This is a genomic window from Streptomyces sp. PCS3-D2 (assembly GCF_000612545.2).
GTDB lineage: Bacteria > Actinomycetota > Actinomycetes > Streptomycetales > Streptomycetaceae > Streptomyces.
Genome location: NZ_CP097800.1, coordinates 1,255,508 through 1,274,133, shown reverse-complemented (window position 1 = coordinate 1,274,133; position 18,626 = coordinate 1,255,508). Strand labels below are relative to the sequence as shown.

The window sequence follows — 18,626 nt, the reverse complement described above, 5'->3', positions numbered from 1 at the left end:
CTGGGGTTTTTCTGTTTCTCCGACTGTGGCGTGACCAACCATGTGACCAACAGCCGAGCGAACTTTCTGGTCAGACCAGGGATGACAGGCCGATACGGCTGGCGCTCGAAGCGGCCAGCTTCTTCGCCCCCTCGGCTCGACGCCTGCCGTACCGCGCCATGGTGTAGCCCGGCGAGTGGTGCCGGGCATTGGCTGAGACATCTACCGGGTTCTCGTGGGCGTCCAGATCGTTTGTGATCTTCGATGCCCGCCAGTCGTGCGGCCGGAAGTTCTCCGGCAGATGCAGACGGTTGCGTGCCGTCCGCCAGCGGGCCGACATCTTCTCGGGGTCCTGCGGTCCGCCTGCCTCGCCCCGGTACAGCTTGAAGCCGTCACGGGCGAACACGAGGTCATGGTCCAACCAGAGATCCCCGAGCCGTTCCCGCTCTGCGTCCTGGCGTTCCTTCTGCCACTTCAGGACGTTCATCAGGGCTTGCTCCACGTAGATGATCGCGTTGTCGTCTCCGTCCTTGGTCAGCTTCCGAAGCCGGTAGGTGTTGCCCTCTTCGACCACGACCGTGCTGGTAGATGGCGACGAGAAGCCGGTGCAGTGTGCGCTTCCCTCTTGTCGACGTGGAACAAGCCTCCGTGCCGCCCGGCGCACGCTCACGGGCGCTGACTGACGCACTCGCGGACACCGTGCTCTCCCTGGGTCCCATCAGCATCAGGCGCTGACAGGCCGTGAAACCGTGGCGCGATCTCGGCCGAGATACAGGATCCCGCTCGGCTCCAGTGGTTCGAGCATCACTACGGCGCCCGCAAGAAGCCACGGCTGAGGCGGGAAACGCTGGAGCAGGTAGAGGGCTGCACAGAGGCATTGCGGAGTACAACCCGAACGGGGCAGGTGCCATCGTGTTCGCGGTGCTCGCCGTCAGTGCCGAGGTGGAGCGAGAGGGCATCCGAGAGAAGACGTTGGAGGGGTTGGAGGCTGCGGCCCGTAAGTAGCTGTTGTCGTTCCGATCTTGAGGGGTGGGCGTCGAACGGGAGTCTCGATCGGGTGATCGCGGCTGGCCGCGGGCATGAAGGCAGGGCCTCTTGGTAGCTCGGGGTTGCGAAGCCAACCGAGATCCAGGAGACCCTGTTGCCGCAGTTGTACGTGCTCACGCCGGTGAAGTCCAACTCGGCTGCACCGTCGTGTGATTGTGTCGCTCACAGGTTCGGGAATGCGGCCGATCATCCGGAGCGTGTTCGGCGGTATCCCTCGGACATGACGGACGCGGAGTGGGCCGTGGTCCGGCCACTGTTGCCGGTGCCGGGCTGGATGCGCGGCCGCGGCGGGCAGCCGGAGGCGTACTGCCACCGGGCGATACTGGACGCGATCCGCTATCTCGTGGACAACGGGATCAAGTGGCGGGCGATGCCCGGCGACTTCCCGCCGTGGGACCGGGTCTATGCATTCTTCCGCCGCTGGCGCGACCACGTGCTGGTCCAGGAGTTTCATGACCGGCTGCGTGGCCGGGTCCGCCAGGAGGCGGGTCGGGATGCGGAGCCGACGGCCGGCGTGATCGACTCGCAGTCGGTCAAGGCGGACGCCGTGGTCGGCGCCGACAGCCGCGGGTTCGACGGCGGGAAGCTGATCAACGGGCGCAAGCGGCATGTCGTGGTCGACACCCTCGGCCTGCTGCTGGGCGTGATGGTCACGAGCGCGGACATCGGCGACCGCGCCGCCGCGAAGGTGCTGCTTGAGCGGGCGGCCGATGCCCACCACCGGCTGGAACTCGTCTGGGCCGACGGCGGCTACACCGGCAGCCTCGTCGAGCACTGCCTGGCCACGCTCGCCCTGGTCCTGGCGATCGTCAAGCGCAGCGACGACAGGCGCGGCTTCGTGGTGCTGCCCAAGCGGTGGATCGTCGAGCGGCTCTTCGCCCACCTGATGCGAAGCCGCCGCCTGGTCCGCGACTTCGAACGCCGCACCACCAGCGCCGAGGCGATGATCTACTGGTCGATGACCATGGTCATGACCCGCCGCCTGACCCGCTCACGTTCCGCGCGAGCGTGAACCGGCCCGGCGCAGGCTCGGCCAGCCAGCCCCGCGCGGCCAGGCGTTTCGCCTTCGACCGCAGGGCCTCCACCTTGGCCGGCACCGTCTCCATGCCGAAGGCGGAGGCCATCTCCTGGCAGGTCAGCGGGCCCTGACCGAGACGGACCCGGTCCGCGAGCGCGGCCAGGATGCGCTGATAGTCCGCCGACAATGCCGTCACGGCCAGCCCCTCGCGCCACACCGGAACCTGCGACTTCGCCTTCGCCGCCACCGGCACGGACGCCTGCACCCCGGCATCCGTCCCGGCACCGCCCGGTCGTTCGGCGGCCACCGCGTCGGCCGGACACCCGCCCGGCGCGGACAGCACGGCACCCACACGCTCACGGGCGATCGTCCACTCCAGCCACTCCTGCTCGGCCGCCGCGAGCTCGGCCTGGATCCGGTCGGCTTCCTCGCGCAGCCCGTCCACGCGACGACGGGCGGCAAGCTCGTGCTGTTCCAGCAGTCCGACAACCGACGGCATCCGCGACCTCCACGAGAGCGACGAAAACAACGATCCATCACTCCCACACGGACGCCACCACTACCCCTGACCAGCGAAAACGCCGTCATCAAACTCGGAAAGACAACAGCCTCTAAGGGCAACGTCGGCGGTCGTCCGTCCGTTGTGGATGACGACAAGCTCGCCGTAGCCCGTGCCCGGCACGCCAAGGGAGACAGCGTCACAGCCATCGCCAAGGCCCTGGGAATCGGTCGTGCCACGTTGTACCGGCACCTCGGAGAGAGCGCCTGAGACAGGCGCACACGGACGCGGACAGGCCCCCGGCGTCACGTCGGGGGCCGCTGTCATGCGCGGACCTGTCAGCCGCTGACCTCGGAGTGGAGTGGGACCGGCGGCCGAACGCCCGTGAGTGACTCCGCCCGAGCGAGTAGGCGCGGAGCCAGGTCCGGATACCAGCCACGGGCTACGGCTTGCAGCATCTCCGCCAGGGCCGCAAGCTCCCCGACTCGGCCGGCTGGGGTGTCCAGAACCGAAGCGAACTCCAGCCGGATGCGGTCCGCCACATCGGGAACGAGCAGGCTGTTCGTGTGAAGAAGACCCGCGTCGTAGCCGTAGGGCACCAGGCCCCACCGCTCCCAGTCCAGCAGGGTCAGAGGCGTGGTCGTGAGGTTGCCCCAGTGCAGGTCACCATGACCGGTCACCCGCTCCACCTTGGTCGGGGCAGGGATGCCGAGGAACTGGGGGAATGCGCGTTCGATCCACCCGTCCCGGACAGTGACCTTCACTCCCTCCGCCCCAGCGAGCAGGGCCAGGGCTCGGCACAGGTCGGCCCACCACTCGGCAGGCAAGCCGGGGTCGCGGTCCAGGTCGGCCCGCTCCGGGGACACGACGGGGTGCGTCACGTAGTCGAGGACTTCGGCCTCGAAGGCCCACTCCTCGTCAGTCCAGTCGTGGACGTCGTACAGGCGCGGGCGCGGGACCGCATCAGGCACCAGCAGGGAAGCCCCCACGATGCCCTCTCCCTGCTTCCTGCCCGCGTTTCTCCTGGCCGTCCGGCCTACCCGGAGCCAGTGCTCCCCCGCCTGCCGACCGAGGGTCACACCTTGGAACCCCCAGGCCAGCGAACCGGTACACGTGAGACCCAGAGCCTTCGCCGCCCTGTCGTGGGCAGCCTCCATCAGGGTCTGTACGTCCTCACTCGGCGGCGAGTTCATCGGTCACCCTCCTCAGTTCCTCAGCCGTCAGGGGCGCAGCCAGAGCCTTCGCCGCATCGTCCCAGTGTTCACGGGTGCTCGCGGAGGTAAGGACGACATCGAGACCGGGGCACGAGCCAGCAGCCAGCAGGGCAGCGGCTGCGGCCGACAGACCGGGGCGGATGAAGTTCACCAGCTCGGGTGTCATGGCATTCAAGAGTTCGCCGCCGTGCAGGGGTGCAGAGCCGAACGTGATCAACCCCGCGTCCTTCGCCTGCATCAGCGATCCGCCGCCGTCCAGTGCCTGTCTGATCAGGTCGTCCATGATCAGGCTGACGGGCATCTGCAACCCCGTGAAGTGGGGCTCGGCGGAACCCGCCGCCTGCCGGGCAAGCGCGTGCAGCTCGGGAACGGTGAACGCCCCGCTTACCAGGCCCGACCAGGTGGCGACGCCGTACCCGCCGATCCTGCCCGCTTGGGCGAACTCTTCCAGCGCCGTGAAGGCTTCCCGTACACGCCAGTGCAGAGCGGCACGGTCGAGGCCGTGCCCGTGGTGCTCCGGGTTGTGCACGAAGACCAGGTCCGCGCGGCCGAGCGCGGCCAACGAGCGCTCCGTCTGCCAGCGGATGAAGGCCCGCTCCAGACTGTGCCTGCTCGCTGCCTCCTCCTGAGTGAGCACGCCTTCGGCCAGAGCGGCACGGCCCTGTTCCGCCGTAAAGAACCCTGCCTTCGTGGCTACCCGCACAGTCGGGTACTCCCCGAGAACCGGGCGCAGCTCCTCGTGTGCCCGACCGTGGGCGTAGCTGGGTGCGGTGTCCACCCACGGGCTACCGGCCGCCAGGGCGGTGCGCGCCGCCAGACCGACGGCACGCACGCGGTACGTCCCCAGGGAGAGGACGGCGGTCACAACCCCGTCCCCACGACTGCGAGCGCCTGGCCCTCGATCAGAGCCCAGGCCAGTTCGGCCACGTCCTTAACCTCCAGCCCGGCGGAGTCCGCCAGGGCTCCGAGCGTGGTCGGCTGACCGGTCAGCAGCGTGCCGAGAACCGGCGCGGCGGACTCGGCGAAGTCCCAGGCGGTACCGGCCGCCGAGAACGTCACCGTGCCATGTGTGGGGTTCGCCGCCAGGCGGCTCCTCGGGGCGGTCAACTTGACCGTGATCTCTGCCCGCGCGGGGAGCCCGTCCACGTACGGGAGGGAGGGGATCGCGTGGCCCAGGTCGGTCGTGTCGGTGGACTCCGCCCACCGCTCGATCAAGCGGGGGTCCGCCATCGTGTCCAGCACCTCACGACGTACGGCGTCGATGAACTCCGACTGCTCAGGCAGAGAGGCAAACCGCGGGATGTCCCTGCGCAGAGCGAGGGACGCCCGGAGTTGGTCGACCACCCAGAGCATGAGGTCTGCCCCCGTGTGCGGGACCATGCCGAACGTGAGGTGAAGGGACTCCGTCCCCTGGTCAGCGGTGACCGCGTGCCACCAGCCACGCGGCAGGTAGAGCACGTCACCGGGGGACAGAACGATGTCCGCCACCGGGTCGCCCTCCGGCTCCTCCGGGGACTCCACGTCCCGGAAGGTAGGGGCCTCACGGGTGGACCCGTACAGGCGCCACCGCTTCGAGCCGTGCAACTGGACCACCACCACATCGTGGTCGTCCCAGTGCCGGCCGAAGCCCTCCCGCTCAGTCCACGAGGCGTACACGTTGGCCTGCACGGAAGTCCCGAGGAAGCGTTCCAGCCCCTCAGCCGTCACCCCCACAGCAGGGTGGATCTTCTCCACCGCGTCGAGGACCAGCGACGCACCCTCTCTGAGCTGGGTGTGCAGCTCGTCCGGCTGGATGCGGGACCAGGTGACCGCGCGGCGGTTCGTGGTCGGGATCGCGTAGCGGTGGAGCGGGACCATCTCGCCGTCGGCCGACAGGCGCAGCCGGGGCGGCTCCAGTCGCTGCGAAGCAATGATCCGATTCAGGTCGTCCCAGGAGAACAGGTCACTCGCCATGTCGGCGGTACCGGGGAAGTGGGCGTAGGAGCGGTGGTACGTCTGGGCGAGGAACGCGTCCCCGCCCAGACGCCCCGCCCACGAGGCTGCATCAAGCACCGTGGGCGCTCCCGTCAGTCGTTGCCGTCGGAACGGCCACTGCTGACGTCCGACTCCTGCTCGGCGCGGGTGCGCGCGGCGACGATCTTCCGCTTCGCGACGAGCAGGCCACCCCCCTCGGGCGCCACCGATCCGGTGTTCTCTTCCACCATCGGTCTTACCTCTCCACTCGGAAACACCCGCCGGGAGTCCGGCGGGAGGAACGGGAGGCAGCAGCCTTCGAGGCGGCTACCGCGTCGCAAGGGCTCCGGCGAAGAACACCGCCACACCGCCGAAGATCACGGCCAGGCAGAGCACCCCTGCGTACCGGCCGAACCGGCGCAGAACCCAGTTGCCTAAGCCCGACATCACGTCGTGCTCGGCTCGATCGTGGCCTGACGCAGCGAACTGGCGGACGGCGAGCTGTTATCCGTGCACCGACCGCAGAGGCATGGCGGATACCGGCCGGGGTCGGAGAGGATGACGAACGGGTCGCCCGCCTTCACGCTGGTGCCCTGTTCCCAGGTGCGGCCGGAGTCACGCGATACCCGAAGCGTCATGAGAACGCGAGGCTCGACGCCAAGATCCGGAGTCCGTCCGGACCCTTGGTAACCGTCTGACGTCTCGTTCTGTGCTGCCATGTCCGCGCCCTTCCGCAGGTTCACCACCGTGCCCGTTTGCGACAACCCCAAGGAAACCGGAGGGAGTCCGAGCGCTCCACGGCATCCGTGCGGCAGGCTTGACGCAGATCCGTGCACGGCGAGCAGCGGGGCTCAGATCAGGGGAAGGAACCGTCATGGGACTGGCGGAACGACGTAAAGCCCTGGGCTACAGTCAGGAGAAATTGGCTCAGTTACTCGGGGTAGACCGAACAACGGTCGGACGCTGGGAGAGCGGCAGGATCGAACCCCAGCCACCTCAGCGACGGGGCTTGGCCAACGCCCTCGAAGTCACCCTCATCGAGCTTGACGCCCTCCTGACGCAGCCAACAGCCGCCAGCCAGGAAGCCACAGGGCACCAGTCCAGTGACCACCCAGGCGCGGGAGACCCCGACGACATGATCCGCCGCGAATTACTCCGCATCCTCACAGTCAGCGGAGCCCTCACCGCCTTGCCGCTGGATGAGGCCGAGGCTCTCACGGAGGGGGTGCGCCGGGGCGCACCATCCGGCTCCCTGCGGATGAACAGCCACCAGTGGCAGGTGTACCAACTGGCCCGTTCCAAGGGTTCTGTCTACCCCGTCGTCCGTGACCAGCTCGCGACGCTGAACGAAGCTCTGGCAGCAGGCAACCGGGGTAACTCCCGCCCGCTCCTGCACGCAGCGGCTGACCTCTTCCAGTTGGCCGGGGAGGTCGCCTTCGACGCCAACCGGTACACGGACGCCGCAGCGTCCTACGCCCTGGCCGCCTCCGTCAGCAAGGACGCCGGAGCCTTCGACCTGTGGGCTTGCGCCCTTGTACGGCACGCCTACGTGGACATGTCGGATCAACGATACCGCCAGGCCACGCAGCTCCTGTCACTGGCCGAGAGGCTGGCCGGACGGGGAGACAGCACCCTCGCCACGCGGTGCTGGGTCGCCGCAGTTCAGGCCGAGGCATGCGCCGGCATGGGAGACCTGAACGGGTGCGAGCGTGCGCTCGACCAGGCGGAGAAGGTCACGGAGCTGACCGAGGACAGCGTCAACGGTGGATGGCTGCGCTTCGATGGCAGCCGCCTGGCCGAGGAACGGGGCGCACGCTACGTCCAGCTTGGACGCCTCGATCTGGCGGAGGAGACCCTGAAGGGTGCGCTTCAACAGACCGAGCTTGCGTCCGGCCAGTCCTACCGACGCAGAGGCTCGGTACTGACCGATCTCGCCGCCATCGGCGCCAAGCGGCGAGACCCCGAACAAGTCGTCGCGTACGGACGGGAGGCCGTCCAGTTGGCCCAAGCATCATCGTCCGGATACGTCGCCCGTAGACTCCAAGCCCTGTGCGATGAGTTCGGCCCCCTGAGCAAGGACCACCGCGTAGCGGAGTTGGGGGCGGAGATCGCCACGCTGAGCACGCCGTGACGAGAGGGGTTGGCATGTCGCAGGTCGAAGGCGCACGAGTGTTCCGGGAAGCCTGGATCGATGGGGTTCGCCGTCACTTCCCGGGGGAGCCCAAGGCCGGGTACGTCGCCCCCTGGGAGGACACGCCGCAGTGGGAGCGCGACGCCGCAGGCGCCGTCTACGAGCAGGTCCGCCAGTTCATCGAGCTCAGTGACGGCCACACGGCCAAGCTGTCCCGGGAGCAGAAGGGCCGGTTCGTCGCGACGTGCTGGACAGCGCAGATGTTCAAGCACTTCGAGGACCCCAAGGCGGGGTACGTCGCCGATTGGCCCGACCTCCCGGCATGGCAGCAGGAGACGGACGCCGACATCTTCGAGGTCATCGAAAAGTCCTGATCAGACCCAGAGCCGGAGGGTTGGTCACGTGACCAACGCATGACCAACAGGGGCCCGAGAAGGACTGATTCAGCAGGAAAGACAAGGAGAAACGCCCGCCGGAATCAAGCCTGCCGACGGGCGTTTCCCCAGGTCAGATGGGTTGGGGGCTGGTGCCCGAGTGGAGAGCTCAAGTCCCCCCTCGGACACCAGCAGGAACCCCAGTTCACCTGGGGTTTTTTGCGTTTCCGGGCGGTGGTGCGACCGGCAGGTGACCAGGGGTTCGGCGGCTTTCCCGGCGGCGGCGCGGCCGGCCGGGTGAGGTGCCGGCTCACGTACCCAGAACCACCAGGCCCGTCGGGCGGATCAGGCTGCCCGGGGTCACCGACGTGAAGGTGTGGGGGAGGGACAGGCGCGGGGCGGAGCCGTCCGGGGCGGCCTCGAAGAGGTAGGCGGCCGCCGCCGTGGTGTCACTGACCAGGTGCGGGCCCTGCGCCGCCGCCGCGGCCTCGGCGAGCGGGGTACGGAAGAGCAGCCGCAGGTGGCGCAGGGTCTCCGGGGTGACGGGCGCCCGCATCGGCCGCGTGTCGCGTCGGCCGGCCGCGGGGCCCGGTTCGACGTCGGGGGAGGCCGCGGCGTCCGGGGGGATCGCACCGGTCAGGAGCAGGGCGAGGAGGACCGGTACGGCCTTGCGCCGCAGCGCTTCGGTGGCCGGGCGCAGCCGGTGGGCGTGCGCCGCGGGCAGCGACAGCGCGAGGCTTCCCGCGGCTCCCCCCGTGGCGATGGGTACGGCCGAGCAGACGACCCCCGGCGCGTACTCAAGCAGGTCGAAGACCGGCGCGCCCGGAGCCACCGCGTCGAGCGCCGTGAACAGCGCCCGGCTGTCGGTGATGGTCTGCGGAGTGAGCCGGGCGGGCCGGTGCCGGGCCACGTGGTCGGCGCGGCGGTCGTGGTCGAGCTGCGTCAGCAGGCACTTGCCGACCGCGCTGGCGTGCGCGGCGTCCCGGAAGTCGACCCACTCGCGTACCGGCGGCGTCGCCGGTCCGGCCGCCATCTGCGTGATGTGCACCTCGCCCGCCGCGTACCGGCTGAGGTACACCGCGGCGCCCGCGCTGTCCCGGGCCAGGGCCAGGGTGCGCTGGAGCTGCCCGGCCAGGCCGTGGCCGTCGGGGGCGGCGAGCCGGTCCAGGGCCGGGCCGCGCCCGTACACCCCCACCCCCGGCCGGTCCGCGTACTCCTCCTCGCACAGCATCGCCAGGACCGGGCGCAGTTCCGCCTCCGCGAGGCCCGACTCCCGTGCCAGTTGGCCGAACCGCACCCCGAGCGGGCGCCGCTCCAGGACGCGTACGACGGCCAGTGCGCGCCGGGCCTCCGCGAGTGCCTCGGTGGTGCCGCCCTGGACGACGGTCCTGCGGGCCGCAGCCGTCAGCGCGGGGTGGCGCAGCGGCCCGGCGGCCGGCCGGGCCGCCGCCACCGGTGCGGCGACCGTGACGGGCGGCGGGAGGAACGCACTCAGCACCCCCGACAGCCCGGCCCTCGGCAGTGGCACCGGCCCGAGGTCGGGGTCCTCCAACTGGTAGACGTAGCGCAGGACGGCGGCCTGCGCGCACAGCCGGATCTCGCGCAGGTCCCGCCGGCCGCCCGGTCGGAAGCCGCGGCGGCCCAGCTCGCGCGCCCAGTGCCGGGCGTCGTGGTGCTCCCCGCGCCGGGAATGGTCGAGGAAGAGGCAGTAGGCGGCCGCGGCGGCCCGCGCGCTGCCGGAGGCCGCGGCGAACTGCCACCAGAAACGGGCGCCTTCGCGCATTCCGGCGAGGTACAGCAGGCAGCCGAAGACGAAGGCGCCGGCCAGGTCGGTGCGTGTGCCGCCGAAGGAGTCCAGGTGCGCGCCGGCGTCCGGTGCGCACACGGAGTCCAGGCAGATCGCCTTGAGGTCGCGCCGGGCCCGCTCGGCGTCGAGCGGGCGGTCCCGGACCGGGTCGCTCCAGCCGTGGGCCGACCGGCGCCGGGCACGGTGCGGGACGGCCGGGTGGGGTGTGGCGCGCAGCAGCCGGGCCTCGGCCGCGCCGAGGTCGTAGTGGCGGTAGCGGTCGCGGACGCCCGCCCGCGCGAGGAACTCGGCCAGCGAGCGGGGCGCCGGGTCGCCGTCCGGCCGGTCCCGGCGCCTCATGGCTCGGCCGATTCGGTCGGTTCCGCCGGGTCGGCGGAGATGTCGAGCAGCCGGGCGAGGCGGCGGTGGGCCTGGCCGAGGTGGGAGCGGACCGTGGCCTCGTCGACGCCCATCACGGAGGCCGCCTCACCGGGGGTGCACTGGAGGCCGTAGCGCAGGAGTACGGCGTCGCGCTGGCGCTCGGCGAGCCGGGAGACGGCGGAGTAGAAGCGGATGGTGTCGGTCAGCACCTCGTACTGGTCGGCGTGCGCCTCCTTCAGGGCCGCCTCGAAGGCGCTGATGTCCATCGGCTCCGGCTCCTGCTGCCGGGGGCGGGGCAGGTGCTGGCGGTCGACCAGGCAGTGCTTGAGGACGGTCCACGCGTAGGCGTCCAGGCGGTCCATGTGGAGCATCCGGAGCCAGTCGCCCATGATCGAGTCGAAGGTGGCGTCCACCGCCGCCTCGGCCGCCTCGTCCGAGCCCAGCTGAAGGTACGCGAAGCGCATGTACGCGGGGCGCCGGTTGGCGTGGAAGGCCCAGTACGACAGGCGGGCCGTCGGGTCCCACTGGCTCATGGGCGTCGGCCGCCGACGCCGGCTCGGCAGTCCCACCGCCCCACCGGGCTCCTCCGGTCCGCCATCGCTCACCGCTTCACCTCATCCCCTGGTGCGCAGAACAGGAAAGCAGCACGGGCGCACTCGGGGGGCGCGGAGAAGAAACCTGGGAAGCAATGCGTCGCAGATGATCGAACCGTGATCGTTGTCGATCGCACGAGGCTCCAGCCAGCACGAATGCATATGCCGCCTGCCGGTGCCGCCGTATCACCGATCGGTCCTCCGGTCAGGCGCGCCACCGTCCCGCTGTACCATGGGCCCGATCGCGAGGGCCGTGACGGAGAGGTCACAGTCCTCGCTTTTGCTTTGCGTCCACCCGGAAAACGCGGCGCGTGGCGTTTCGGCGGTTCGATACGATGACCGCACTCACAGTCCGTGACGCCACGTCGCACCGCACAGAGGAAATGGAGCATCCGAGGATGGCTCGACACCTGATCACCAGCGCGCTTCCGTACATCAACGGGATCAAGCACCTGGGCAACATGGTCGGGTCGATGCTTCCCGCGGATGTGTACTCCCGGTACCTCCGCCAGCGCGGCCACGACGTCCTCTACATCTGCGCCACCGACGAGCACGGCACCCCCGCCGAGCTCGCCGCGAAGGAGAACGGCCTCCCGGTCGCCGAGTTCTGCGCCCAGGCCCACGACGCCCAGAAGGCGGTCTACGACGGCTTCGAGCTGTCCTTCGACTACTTCGGCCGCAGCTCCTCGCCGCAGAACGCCGAGATCACCCAGCACTTCGCGCGCAAGCTCCAGGAGAACGGCTTCATCGAGGAGCGCGCGATCCGGCAGGTCTACTCGCCCGCCGACGGCCGCTTCCTGCCGGACCGCTACGTCGAGGGCACCTGCCCGCACTGCGGCTACGACAAGGCACGCGGCGACCAGTGCGAGAACTGCACCCGGGTGCTGGACCCCACGGACCTGATCGAGCCGCGCTCGGCCATCTCCGGATCCACCGAGCTGGAGGTCCGCGAGACCAAGCACCTCTTCCTCCTGCAGTCCAAGCTCCAGCACGAGGTCGAGGCCTGGGTCGCCGAGCACGAAGAGGAGTGGCCGCAGCTGGCCTCCTCGATCGCCCGCAAGTGGCTGACCGAGGGCCTGCACGACCGGGCCATCACCCGTGACCTCGACTGGGGAGTCCCGGTACCGGCCGACACCTGGCCCGACCTGGCGGCCGAGGGCAAGGTCTTCTACGTCTGGTTCGACGCCCCGATCGAGTACATCGCCTCCACCAAGGAGTGGGCCGACGCCGACCCGGCCAACCGCGACTACAGGGCCTGGTGGTACGAGGCCGACGACGTCCGCTACACCCAGTTCATGGCGAAGGACAACGTCCCGTTCCACACGGTCATGTTCCCCGCCACGGAGCTGGGCACCCGCGAGCCCTGGAAGAAGGTCGACTACGTCAAGGCCTTCAACTGGCTGACGTACTACGGCGGCAAGTTCTCCACCTCGCAGAAGCGCGGCGTCTTCACCGACCAGGCGCTGGAGATCCTCCCGGCCGACTTCTGGCGCTACTTCCTGATCGCCAACGCGCCCGAGTCGGACGACTCGTCCTTCACCTGGGAGCACTTCGCGGCCACGGTCAACAAGGACCTCGGCGGCACCCTCGGCAACTTCGTCAACCGCGTGCTGACCTTCTCCCGCAAGAAGTTCGGCGACGAGGTCCCGGCCGGCAGCCCCGCGGGCGAGGCCGAGGCGAAGCTGGGCGAGCAGATCGCCGAGCTCCTGGCCGAGTACGAGGGCCACATGGAGACCCTCCAGTACCGCAAGGCCGCCGCCGCGCTGCGCGCCCTGTGGTCCGCCGGCAACGCCTACCTCGACGAGAAGGCCCCTTGGCTGGAGGTCAAGACCGACCTCGACGCCGCGGCGCTCACCCTGCGCACCGCGATGAACCTCATCCACCTGTACTCGGTGGTCTCCGAGCCGTTCATCCCGGCCTCGGCGCGCGCCATGCGCTCGGCGTTCGCGCTCGCGGACGACACCGCGACGTGGGTGACCCCGGAGCAGGCCAAGGCCCTGGACGCGGTCCCGGCGGGCACCCCGTTCACCGTGCCGCCGGTGCTCTTCGCCCGGATCACCGAGGAGGACCTGGAGTCCTACCGCGAGCGTTTCGGCGGCACTGAGGCGGGCTGACGCAGGGGCGGCCGGAAGCCGTCCGAACCGAACGGAGGGGCGCGACCACAGGGTCGTGCCCCTCCGGCGTACCCGGGCGTCCTTCCGTAACCGGGCCCGGCGCCCGGTTACGGACGGGGCAGGGGACCGCCACCCGGCCCGCGGACGTCCGGTGCCGGCGGCTTCGATCTGCACCGGTCCGCCGCGTGTCGAAGCAGGGACGTGATCGTTTCTTCAGACGTAACCCTCATGTCTGCTGCGGAACAGGGAGGACGCGCGGTGACCGCTTGGCAGTACTTCGCCGGTGCGGGTCTGGTGGCGGCGCTCTGTCCGCTCCACGGCCACGTGGCGGTCGCGGGCGACGGCCACGGCCGCGGGGCGCGCGTCGACCTGTGCGTGCCCGGCGGTCGGCCCGGGCGCCCCGTCGCCCCGCCGTCCGCCGGGCCCGGGGTGCGGGTCGCCGTGCCCGGCCTCGGCGGGCCGACGGTGCGCCACCCCGGGCGGCTCCCCGAGCCGGAGCGGTCGACGGCGCCGCCGCCCGTGCCCGCGGATCCGCCGGCCGCCGTGGAGGCCGCCGGGCCGCCTGCTGCGCCGCCGCCCCCACCCCGTGTCCCGGAGGAGCGCGGGCCGGTCCCGGCCGGGGCGCCGGCTCCGCCGCGGCCCCGGGCCGCCGCCGCGCGGGTGAGTGCCTTCCACGTGCGTCCGTACCGTGCGGTCGCCCTGGAGCGGCGCACTCCGGGCGGGATGTCCACCGTGACGCTGATGGTCGTGGTGACGACCCCCGCCGTGCTCGCGGCCGCCGCCCTGCGCCCGCGCTCCAAGGGCCGCGGCTGACCCCGCAGCCCGCCCCCCGATCCGTCCACCGATCCACACCGGGAGAATCCACGTGTCCGAATGGCTGGTCCTGGCCATCGCCATGGTGCTCGTCTGCGCCCTCGTCCTCGCCTTCACGGCGATCCGGCACCGCCGGGCCGCCGCCGACGAGGACACCAGCGAAACCCCCGACGTCATCGAGTACATGACGATGATGGTGGGCGTGGTGTACGCGATCGTGCTCGGCCTGGCCATCGCCGGCGTATGGGAGGCGCGCGGCGCCGCCGAGGACAGCGTGCGCCGGGAGGCGCAGGCGCTGTACGAAGTCACCCAGCGCACCGATGTCTACCCGGCCGCGGTCCGCGACCGGATCCGGGGGGAGGTGGACGCGTACGTCGCCCACACCGTCGCCGTGGACTGGCCGCTGCTGACCGCGGGCGAGAGCGCGTCCGCCGAGGGCGGCGAGCTGCTCGGCAAGCTCCGTACCTCCGTCACCCACCAGAGTCCGGCCACCGAGTTGCAGGCCCAGGCCTACCAGCCGCTGCTGGACCACATCGCGGCCGCCGACGAGGCCCGCCACTCGCGGACGCAGAACTCCGAGTCGACGCTGCCGGGTGTGGTGTGGTTCGGGCTGCTGGTCGGCGGCGTGGTCACCGTCGGCCTGATCTTCACTCTGCAGATCCGGCGTTCCGGGCGCGAGCTGCTGCTGGCGGGCCTGTTCAGTGCGCTGATCGTGTTCCTGCTGTTCATGGTGTGGAGCTTCGACGCGCCGTACGGACGGGAGGGGATCGACTCGGCGGGGCCGTTCCAGGAGCTGTTCCCGAGGACGGCGGTGGCCGCGGCCCGCTGAGCGGGGCGGTGGCCGGGAGGGTGGCCGGGAGGGTGGCCGCACCACCGCCCGACTGGTCGGTAGCGGTCAGAGGCCCGGCAGCGGTCAGACGGCCACCTGCCGCCGGACCGCCTGCACGACCGGCGAGCGCCGCAGGGCGTCGGAGATTCGCAGCAGGTCGCGGGGTCCGTCGGAAGCGTCGGGCAGGGTCTCCTCGTCCTCGCCGAGGATCTGCCCCTCGGGGTCCGCGGCGCGGGCCCGTACCGCGGCCGCGACCATGGCGGCGTCGCCGACGGCCCGGGCGGTCTCCTCGTCGGCTCCCCCGGCGAGGGCGCTGTCATAGGCGTCGTCGCGCAGCCCCTTGTCGAAGTAGGGGCCGAGGTGCAGGAACCCGTCGTGGATGTCGGACTCCCTCTGGATCACGCGCAGTTCCGCCGCGGACCACCAGGCCATCTGCACGGAGGGCGTTCCGGCGGGGGCGGAGATCTGCACCTCCTGCCACAGTGCGCCGAGTCGCCGGTAGGTGGCCCAGGTCTGCCAGTGGTCCGAGAGCCGCTGGCAGACCAGCGGGACCACGAAGCCCATCGCGCTGATCAGCGCGCCCAGCGAGGCGAGCGGCGGGGCCACGTAGGTGCTCAGGCCGTCCAGGTCGTTGCCGAGCCAGCGGGCGACCACGGCCGTCATCTTCGTGGCGTCGTAGCCGAGGTTGAAGATGTAGCCGACGACGATGATCATCAGTCCGACTCGCAGCCAGCCGCGGACCTGCAGCGACCAGCGCCAGCACAGGACCACCATCACCACCGCCGCCACGTGGTGCGCCAGCAGGTAGAGGGCGATCATGTGGCCGACGTAGGGCGTGTTCGCGTAGTAGGTGTCGAAGTCCCGCAGGCGCTCCGCGGGGGTCTCGCCGAGGGAGAACAACACGATCAGGGCCACGATCACGATGCTGTAGCCGAGGATCCAGCGGCGCGAGACGAGCCTGGTCCGGTCGGGAGGCCCGCCCCGCCAGTTGACCATCAGCACCAGGCAGGAGGCGCTGAAGGCGGTGATCAGGCAGTAGACCAGCGGGGCGGAGAAGTTGGCCACCCCGGTCCAGCGGTTGACCGCCGCGATGGTGGGCGGAGCGGCGAAGGCGAACACGGCCCCGGCCAGGGCCAGTAGGGCGACGACCGAGCGCAGGAGCGGGTCGCGCCAGTTGTGCCGCAGGGCCGGCAGCTTGAAGGCGAGTGAGATCGCCATCGCTGCTGCCGGTATGTAGTAGTCCTCACCGGTCAACGGTCGTTCCTCAGTCCCCGGTATCCCAGAGAGGCCTCGATCCGGCCCGCCAGGTCGTCGCGCTTGGCGGGAGTCCGGTGGCCCGCCGACCCGACGAGCCAGTTCCTGCAGCGGCTGCCCAGCAGTAAACCGAAGGTCTCGGCCTCGGTCTCCTCCTGGACGTCGGCGCGCGTACGCGCGGCGACCCTGCGGACCGTCTCGCCGATGTCGGCCTCGTCGGACAACAGCCGGGCGGCGACGGCGGCTCCGTCGACATGGTGGCTGCAGTGGCCGGCCTTCATGTGCCACAGCTCGTGTCCCAGGATGACCAGTTGGTGGTCGGGGGCGGTGCGTTCCTCGATGACCACGAGATCGCGGTCCGCCATGTCGAGCCATAGACCGCTGGCCGTCCGGGGCGGGAACGAAGCCATCCGGAAGTCGACCCGGCGGCCGCGGTGTCTGCTCATGCCCTCACAGAGGGCAGCGTAGAGGTCCACGGGCTCCACGGGGGCGGTCAGCCGGATGCCGGCCACCAGCTCCCCGCACAACCGCCGCTGCTCTCTGCCTATGCTCACCGTTCTCCCCGTCGGCGCGGATCCGGATCAGGACTCAAGGATCAGACCCAGACTTTCGACTGGGTCAGGATTCGTTCGGTTTGACGCTTTCGAGGAGCATGTCCAGCCATTCGGTCACCTTGTCCCGATGCTTGTCGCTGGGCAGTTGGGCGGCGCGCCAGGCGATCCCCCGTACGCCGTGGTTCTGCAGGAGTCTTGCCAGCGGATCGCCCGCCGAAGCGGCTCCGGCCGGTACGGTTTCCCGCGCGCGCCCCGCGTAGTCCTGGAGCAGCTGCTGTTCGGTCCGCTGGAGCGCGTCGGTGAGGGCGTCGGCGTCGTGGGCCGTGAGGAACCCGGCGTGCACCCCGAAGAAGCGCTGGATCGCGTCGCAGTGCTCCATGGTGGGGCGGCGGTCGCCGTTGATGAGGGCGCCCGCCTGCTGCCGCGACATCCCGGCGCCGTCGGCGATCTCCTGCTGCGTGTAGCGGCGGCCGTTGGGCTTGACGCGGGTGCGCCGGAGCAGGTCGAGACGCTGGAGGAAGCGGGCCTGGAGGTCGGGTTCGCCGGCCGGCCTGCCGTCGAGCAGGGTCTTCACCACATCCGTGGGTACGCCCGAAGCCTCCGAGAGGCGTCGCAGGTCGAAGACCTGGCTGAGGTCGCGGCCCATCTTGCCCGCGAGTTCGGCCACGCGGGCGATGGTCGCGGCCAGGGGTGCGTCGGCCACCGCGACGGGAGCCGGGAAGCCGTCTGTCACCAGTGGTTCTCCTAGATCGCGCGAAGTCGGTACGGCACATGGTCGGCTTCTGGAATCTAGCCGCTCTCGACCCGAAGGGCTAGAACGTGCCACAGCTGTGGCGGGAATGAGCTGTCAAGAGGCTGGAATTGCCACAATAGTTGACACTCGAATGAAGTCGGTAGCAGGATCGCCACACGGAAATGAAGATCCAGACCGGAGGAGGGGGAGCTCTCAGTGCCACATCTCGCAGCGGTGGGCCCGTCCGATGGCCTCGCCCGAGCCGGTGAAGAACGCCTGGCCGGCGAGGAGTCCGCACGCGGCGCCGTGCGGTCGGAGCGACGCAAGGAGATTTTGCGCCAGCGTCGTGAAGAGCTTGGGCTGAGCCAGGAGGACCTCGCCGCCCGGCTCCGCATCAGCGTGCGCGCGTATGGTAACTGGGAACGCGGCCTGGTCAAGGAGTGGACGGACCGCAAGCTCCTTGCACTGGCCGAAGCCCTGGAGATGAGCGAGCGCCAGTGCTTCTGGCTCTTCCGCGTCATGGTCGACCGCGACCCGCCGCCCACGTGGCGCGCCTCCGACGAGAACCGGCTCCCCGAAGACCCCGCGCAGCGCGACTACCTGTGCGACTACGCGGCGTTGATGGAAGCCGTGCCCTACCCGAGCTTCCTCGTGGACCACCGGTGGGACGTCGCCCTCACCAATTCGGCCTTCGACCACCTCTTCCAGTCCGTACGGCCGCACCCGACCGCACTGCCGGACGACAACTTCCTGCGCTTCGTGCTGTTCCACCCGGACGCCGCGGCCGTGCTGGAGGATCACGAACCCGCCTGGTGCGTACCGCTGCTCGCACAGTTCGCGGCGGCACTGGCCGAAGCCCCGGAGGACGAGGGGCTGTGCAGCATCCGCCAGGAGGTGGCGCGTGACCCGTTCATGGAAGCGGCCTACCGCTACGGCGTCCCCCACTGGCTGAGCAAGCGCGGGCCGGAGGCCGCCGAGCAGGACGGGGCGGTGCGCACCGTGCGCCACCCCGATCCCCGATGGGGCCTGGTGCGCTGCCGAATGGTGGCCGAGACCAGCCGCATGCTCGACGAGATGGGCTTCACCCGGATCACCCTGATCCTGTCCGGGCCGCAGGGGGTGCCGGCGGGCCCCGTGCAGGGGGGCGCGGCCGTCCCGCGCCCGCAGGGCGCCAGGCTGCGCGCCGTGCCGTCACCGGTGGAGTGACCGACGGAGGCACACTGGTGCGCGCGGGTGCCCGCCCAAGGGCCCGCGCCACCGATCGCGCCACCGATCGTGTCATCGATCGTGGCACCGGCGGTGGCGGGAGCCCTGAGGGTGGTACGGCTTACGGGTGCCGTCAGCTGTACGGCAC

Annotated in this window: 18 protein-coding genes and 1 pseudogene; 8 read left to right on the top strand and 11 right to left on the bottom strand. The window is 70.5% G+C overall.

Translation table 11 applies throughout. The features are described from left to right. Positions 1-70: 70 nt before the first annotated feature. Positions 71-553: a hypothetical protein gene (locus AW27_RS05275; protein WP_037915901.1), complete on the bottom strand. Its 483-nt coding sequence runs from the start codon at positions 551-553 to the stop codon at positions 71-73. A 693-nt stretch (positions 554-1,246) separates the two neighbouring features. On the opposite strand from AW27_RS05275, the gene AW27_RS05270 reads away from it, so the two are divergent. Continuing rightward, entirely contained in the window at positions 1,247-2,038 is a 792-nt protein-coding gene (locus tag AW27_RS05270) for an IS5 family transposase (protein WP_304949834.1), read from the top strand. Here AW27_RS05270 and AW27_RS05265 read toward each other — a convergent pair. Beyond that, the gene (locus tag AW27_RS05265) at positions 1,995-2,543 is read right to left on the bottom strand and encodes a hypothetical protein (protein ID WP_304949832.1); all 549 of its coding nucleotides are present in this window, start codon (positions 2,541-2,543) and stop codon (positions 1,995-1,997) included. The two genes, AW27_RS05270 and AW27_RS05265, sit on opposite strands and share 44 nt — an antisense overlap. Here AW27_RS05265 and AW27_RS05260 point away from each other — a divergent pair. After that, on the top strand, positions 2,511-2,813 hold the full coding sequence (locus AW27_RS05260) for a helix-turn-helix domain-containing protein (RefSeq protein ID WP_304949831.1): 303 nt from the start codon (positions 2,511-2,513) through the stop codon (positions 2,811-2,813). The two genes, AW27_RS05265 and AW27_RS05260, sit on opposite strands and share 33 nt — an antisense overlap. A gap of 68 nt (positions 2,814-2,881) precedes the next feature. On the opposite strand, the gene AW27_RS05255 is transcribed toward AW27_RS05260, so the two are convergent. The 4 genes from AW27_RS05255 to AW27_RS05240 all read right to left on the bottom strand — a co-directional run bounded on the left by AW27_RS05255 (position 2,882) and on the right by AW27_RS05240 (position 5,961). Further along, positions 2,882-3,532: a hypothetical protein gene (locus AW27_RS05255; RefSeq protein ID WP_236647441.1), complete on the bottom strand. Its 651-nt coding sequence runs from the start codon at positions 3,530-3,532 to the stop codon at positions 2,882-2,884. 184 nt (positions 3,533-3,716) lie between these two features. After that, positions 3,717-4,622 (bottom strand): aldo/keto reductase, encoded by a 906-nt coding sequence (locus AW27_RS05250; RefSeq protein ID WP_037915907.1) that lies wholly within the window; start codon positions 4,620-4,622, stop codon positions 3,717-3,719. Then, positions 4,619-5,809, bottom strand: a complete 1,191-nt coding sequence (locus AW27_RS05245; RefSeq protein ID WP_037915910.1) for a cupin domain-containing protein — start codon at positions 5,807-5,809, stop codon at positions 4,619-4,621. The genes AW27_RS05250 and AW27_RS05245 overlap by 4 nt, the downstream gene beginning before the upstream one ends. 14 nt (positions 5,810-5,823) lie before the next feature. Then, a complete protein-coding gene (locus AW27_RS05240) occupies positions 5,824-5,961 on the bottom strand; it encodes a hypothetical protein (RefSeq protein WP_169435287.1) in 138 nt (45 codons plus the stop codon). A 575-nt stretch (positions 5,962-6,536) separates the two neighbouring features. Here AW27_RS05240 and AW27_RS05235 point away from each other — a divergent pair. Then, positions 6,537-7,841, top strand: coding sequence for an NsdA family TPR-like regulatory protein (locus AW27_RS05235; protein ID WP_483316552.1), 1,305 nt, complete (start codon positions 6,537-6,539; stop codon positions 7,839-7,841). Positions 7,842-7,855: 14 nt separating this feature from the next. Continuing rightward, positions 7,856-8,215: a hypothetical protein gene (locus tag AW27_RS05230; RefSeq protein WP_037915913.1), complete on the top strand. Its 360-nt coding sequence runs from the start codon at positions 7,856-7,858 to the stop codon at positions 8,213-8,215. A 637-nt stretch (positions 8,216-8,852) separates the two neighbouring features. Here the strand turns inward: AW27_RS05230 and AW27_RS34350 are convergent. Beyond that, a pseudogene (locus AW27_RS34350) lies at positions 8,853-9,551 on the bottom strand (IclR family transcriptional regulator domain-containing protein); the annotation flags it as partial. An 806-nt stretch (positions 9,552-10,357) separates the two neighbouring features. After that, positions 10,358-10,987 (bottom strand): sigma factor-like helix-turn-helix DNA-binding protein, encoded by a 630-nt coding sequence (locus AW27_RS05220; RefSeq protein WP_236647442.1) that lies wholly within the window; start codon positions 10,985-10,987, stop codon positions 10,358-10,360. Between the two features lie 386 nt (positions 10,988-11,373). Here AW27_RS05220 and metG point away from each other — a divergent pair, with 386 nt between their 5' ends. The 3 genes from metG to AW27_RS05205 all read left to right on the top strand — a co-directional run bounded on the left by metG (position 11,374) and on the right by AW27_RS05205 (position 14,731). Further along, positions 11,374-13,089: a methionine--tRNA ligase gene (metG, locus tag AW27_RS05215; RefSeq protein ID WP_037915916.1), complete on the top strand. Its 1,716-nt coding sequence runs from the start codon at positions 11,374-11,376 to the stop codon at positions 13,087-13,089. A 258-nt stretch (positions 13,090-13,347) separates the two neighbouring features. Beyond that, a complete protein-coding gene (locus AW27_RS05210) occupies positions 13,348-13,902 on the top strand; it encodes a hypothetical protein (RefSeq protein ID WP_304949830.1) in 555 nt (184 codons plus the stop codon). Positions 13,903-13,954: 52 nt separating this feature from the next. Then, entirely contained in the window at positions 13,955-14,731 is a 777-nt protein-coding gene (locus AW27_RS05205; protein WP_037915918.1) for a bestrophin-like domain, read from the top strand. An 84-nt stretch (positions 14,732-14,815) separates the two neighbouring features. Here AW27_RS05205 and AW27_RS05200 read toward each other — a convergent pair whose 3' ends face one another. The 3 genes from AW27_RS05200 to AW27_RS05190 all read right to left on the bottom strand — a co-directional run bounded on the left by AW27_RS05200 (position 14,816) and on the right by AW27_RS05190 (position 17,272). Further along, positions 14,816-15,985, bottom strand: a complete 1,170-nt coding sequence (locus AW27_RS05200) for an MAB_1171c family putative transporter (protein ID WP_037915921.1) — start codon at positions 15,983-15,985, stop codon at positions 14,816-14,818. Next, positions 15,982-16,539, bottom strand: a complete 558-nt coding sequence (locus tag AW27_RS05195; RefSeq protein WP_172671252.1) for a toxin-antitoxin system, toxin component — start codon at positions 16,537-16,539, stop codon at positions 15,982-15,984. The genes AW27_RS05200 and AW27_RS05195 overlap by 4 nt, the downstream gene beginning before the upstream one ends. Before the next feature lie 64 nt (positions 16,540-16,603). Then, on the bottom strand, positions 16,604-17,272 hold the full coding sequence (locus AW27_RS05190) for a helix-turn-helix domain-containing protein (RefSeq protein ID WP_037915924.1): 669 nt from the start codon (positions 17,270-17,272) through the stop codon (positions 16,604-16,606). Between the two features lie 216 nt (positions 17,273-17,488). On the opposite strand from AW27_RS05190, the gene AW27_RS05185 reads away from it, so the two are divergent. Then, the gene (locus AW27_RS05185) at positions 17,489-18,478 is read left to right on the top strand and encodes a helix-turn-helix domain-containing protein (protein ID WP_236647443.1); all 990 of its coding nucleotides are present in this window, start codon (positions 17,489-17,491) and stop codon (positions 18,476-18,478) included. The last annotated feature ends 148 nt before the right edge of the window (positions 18,479-18,626 follow it).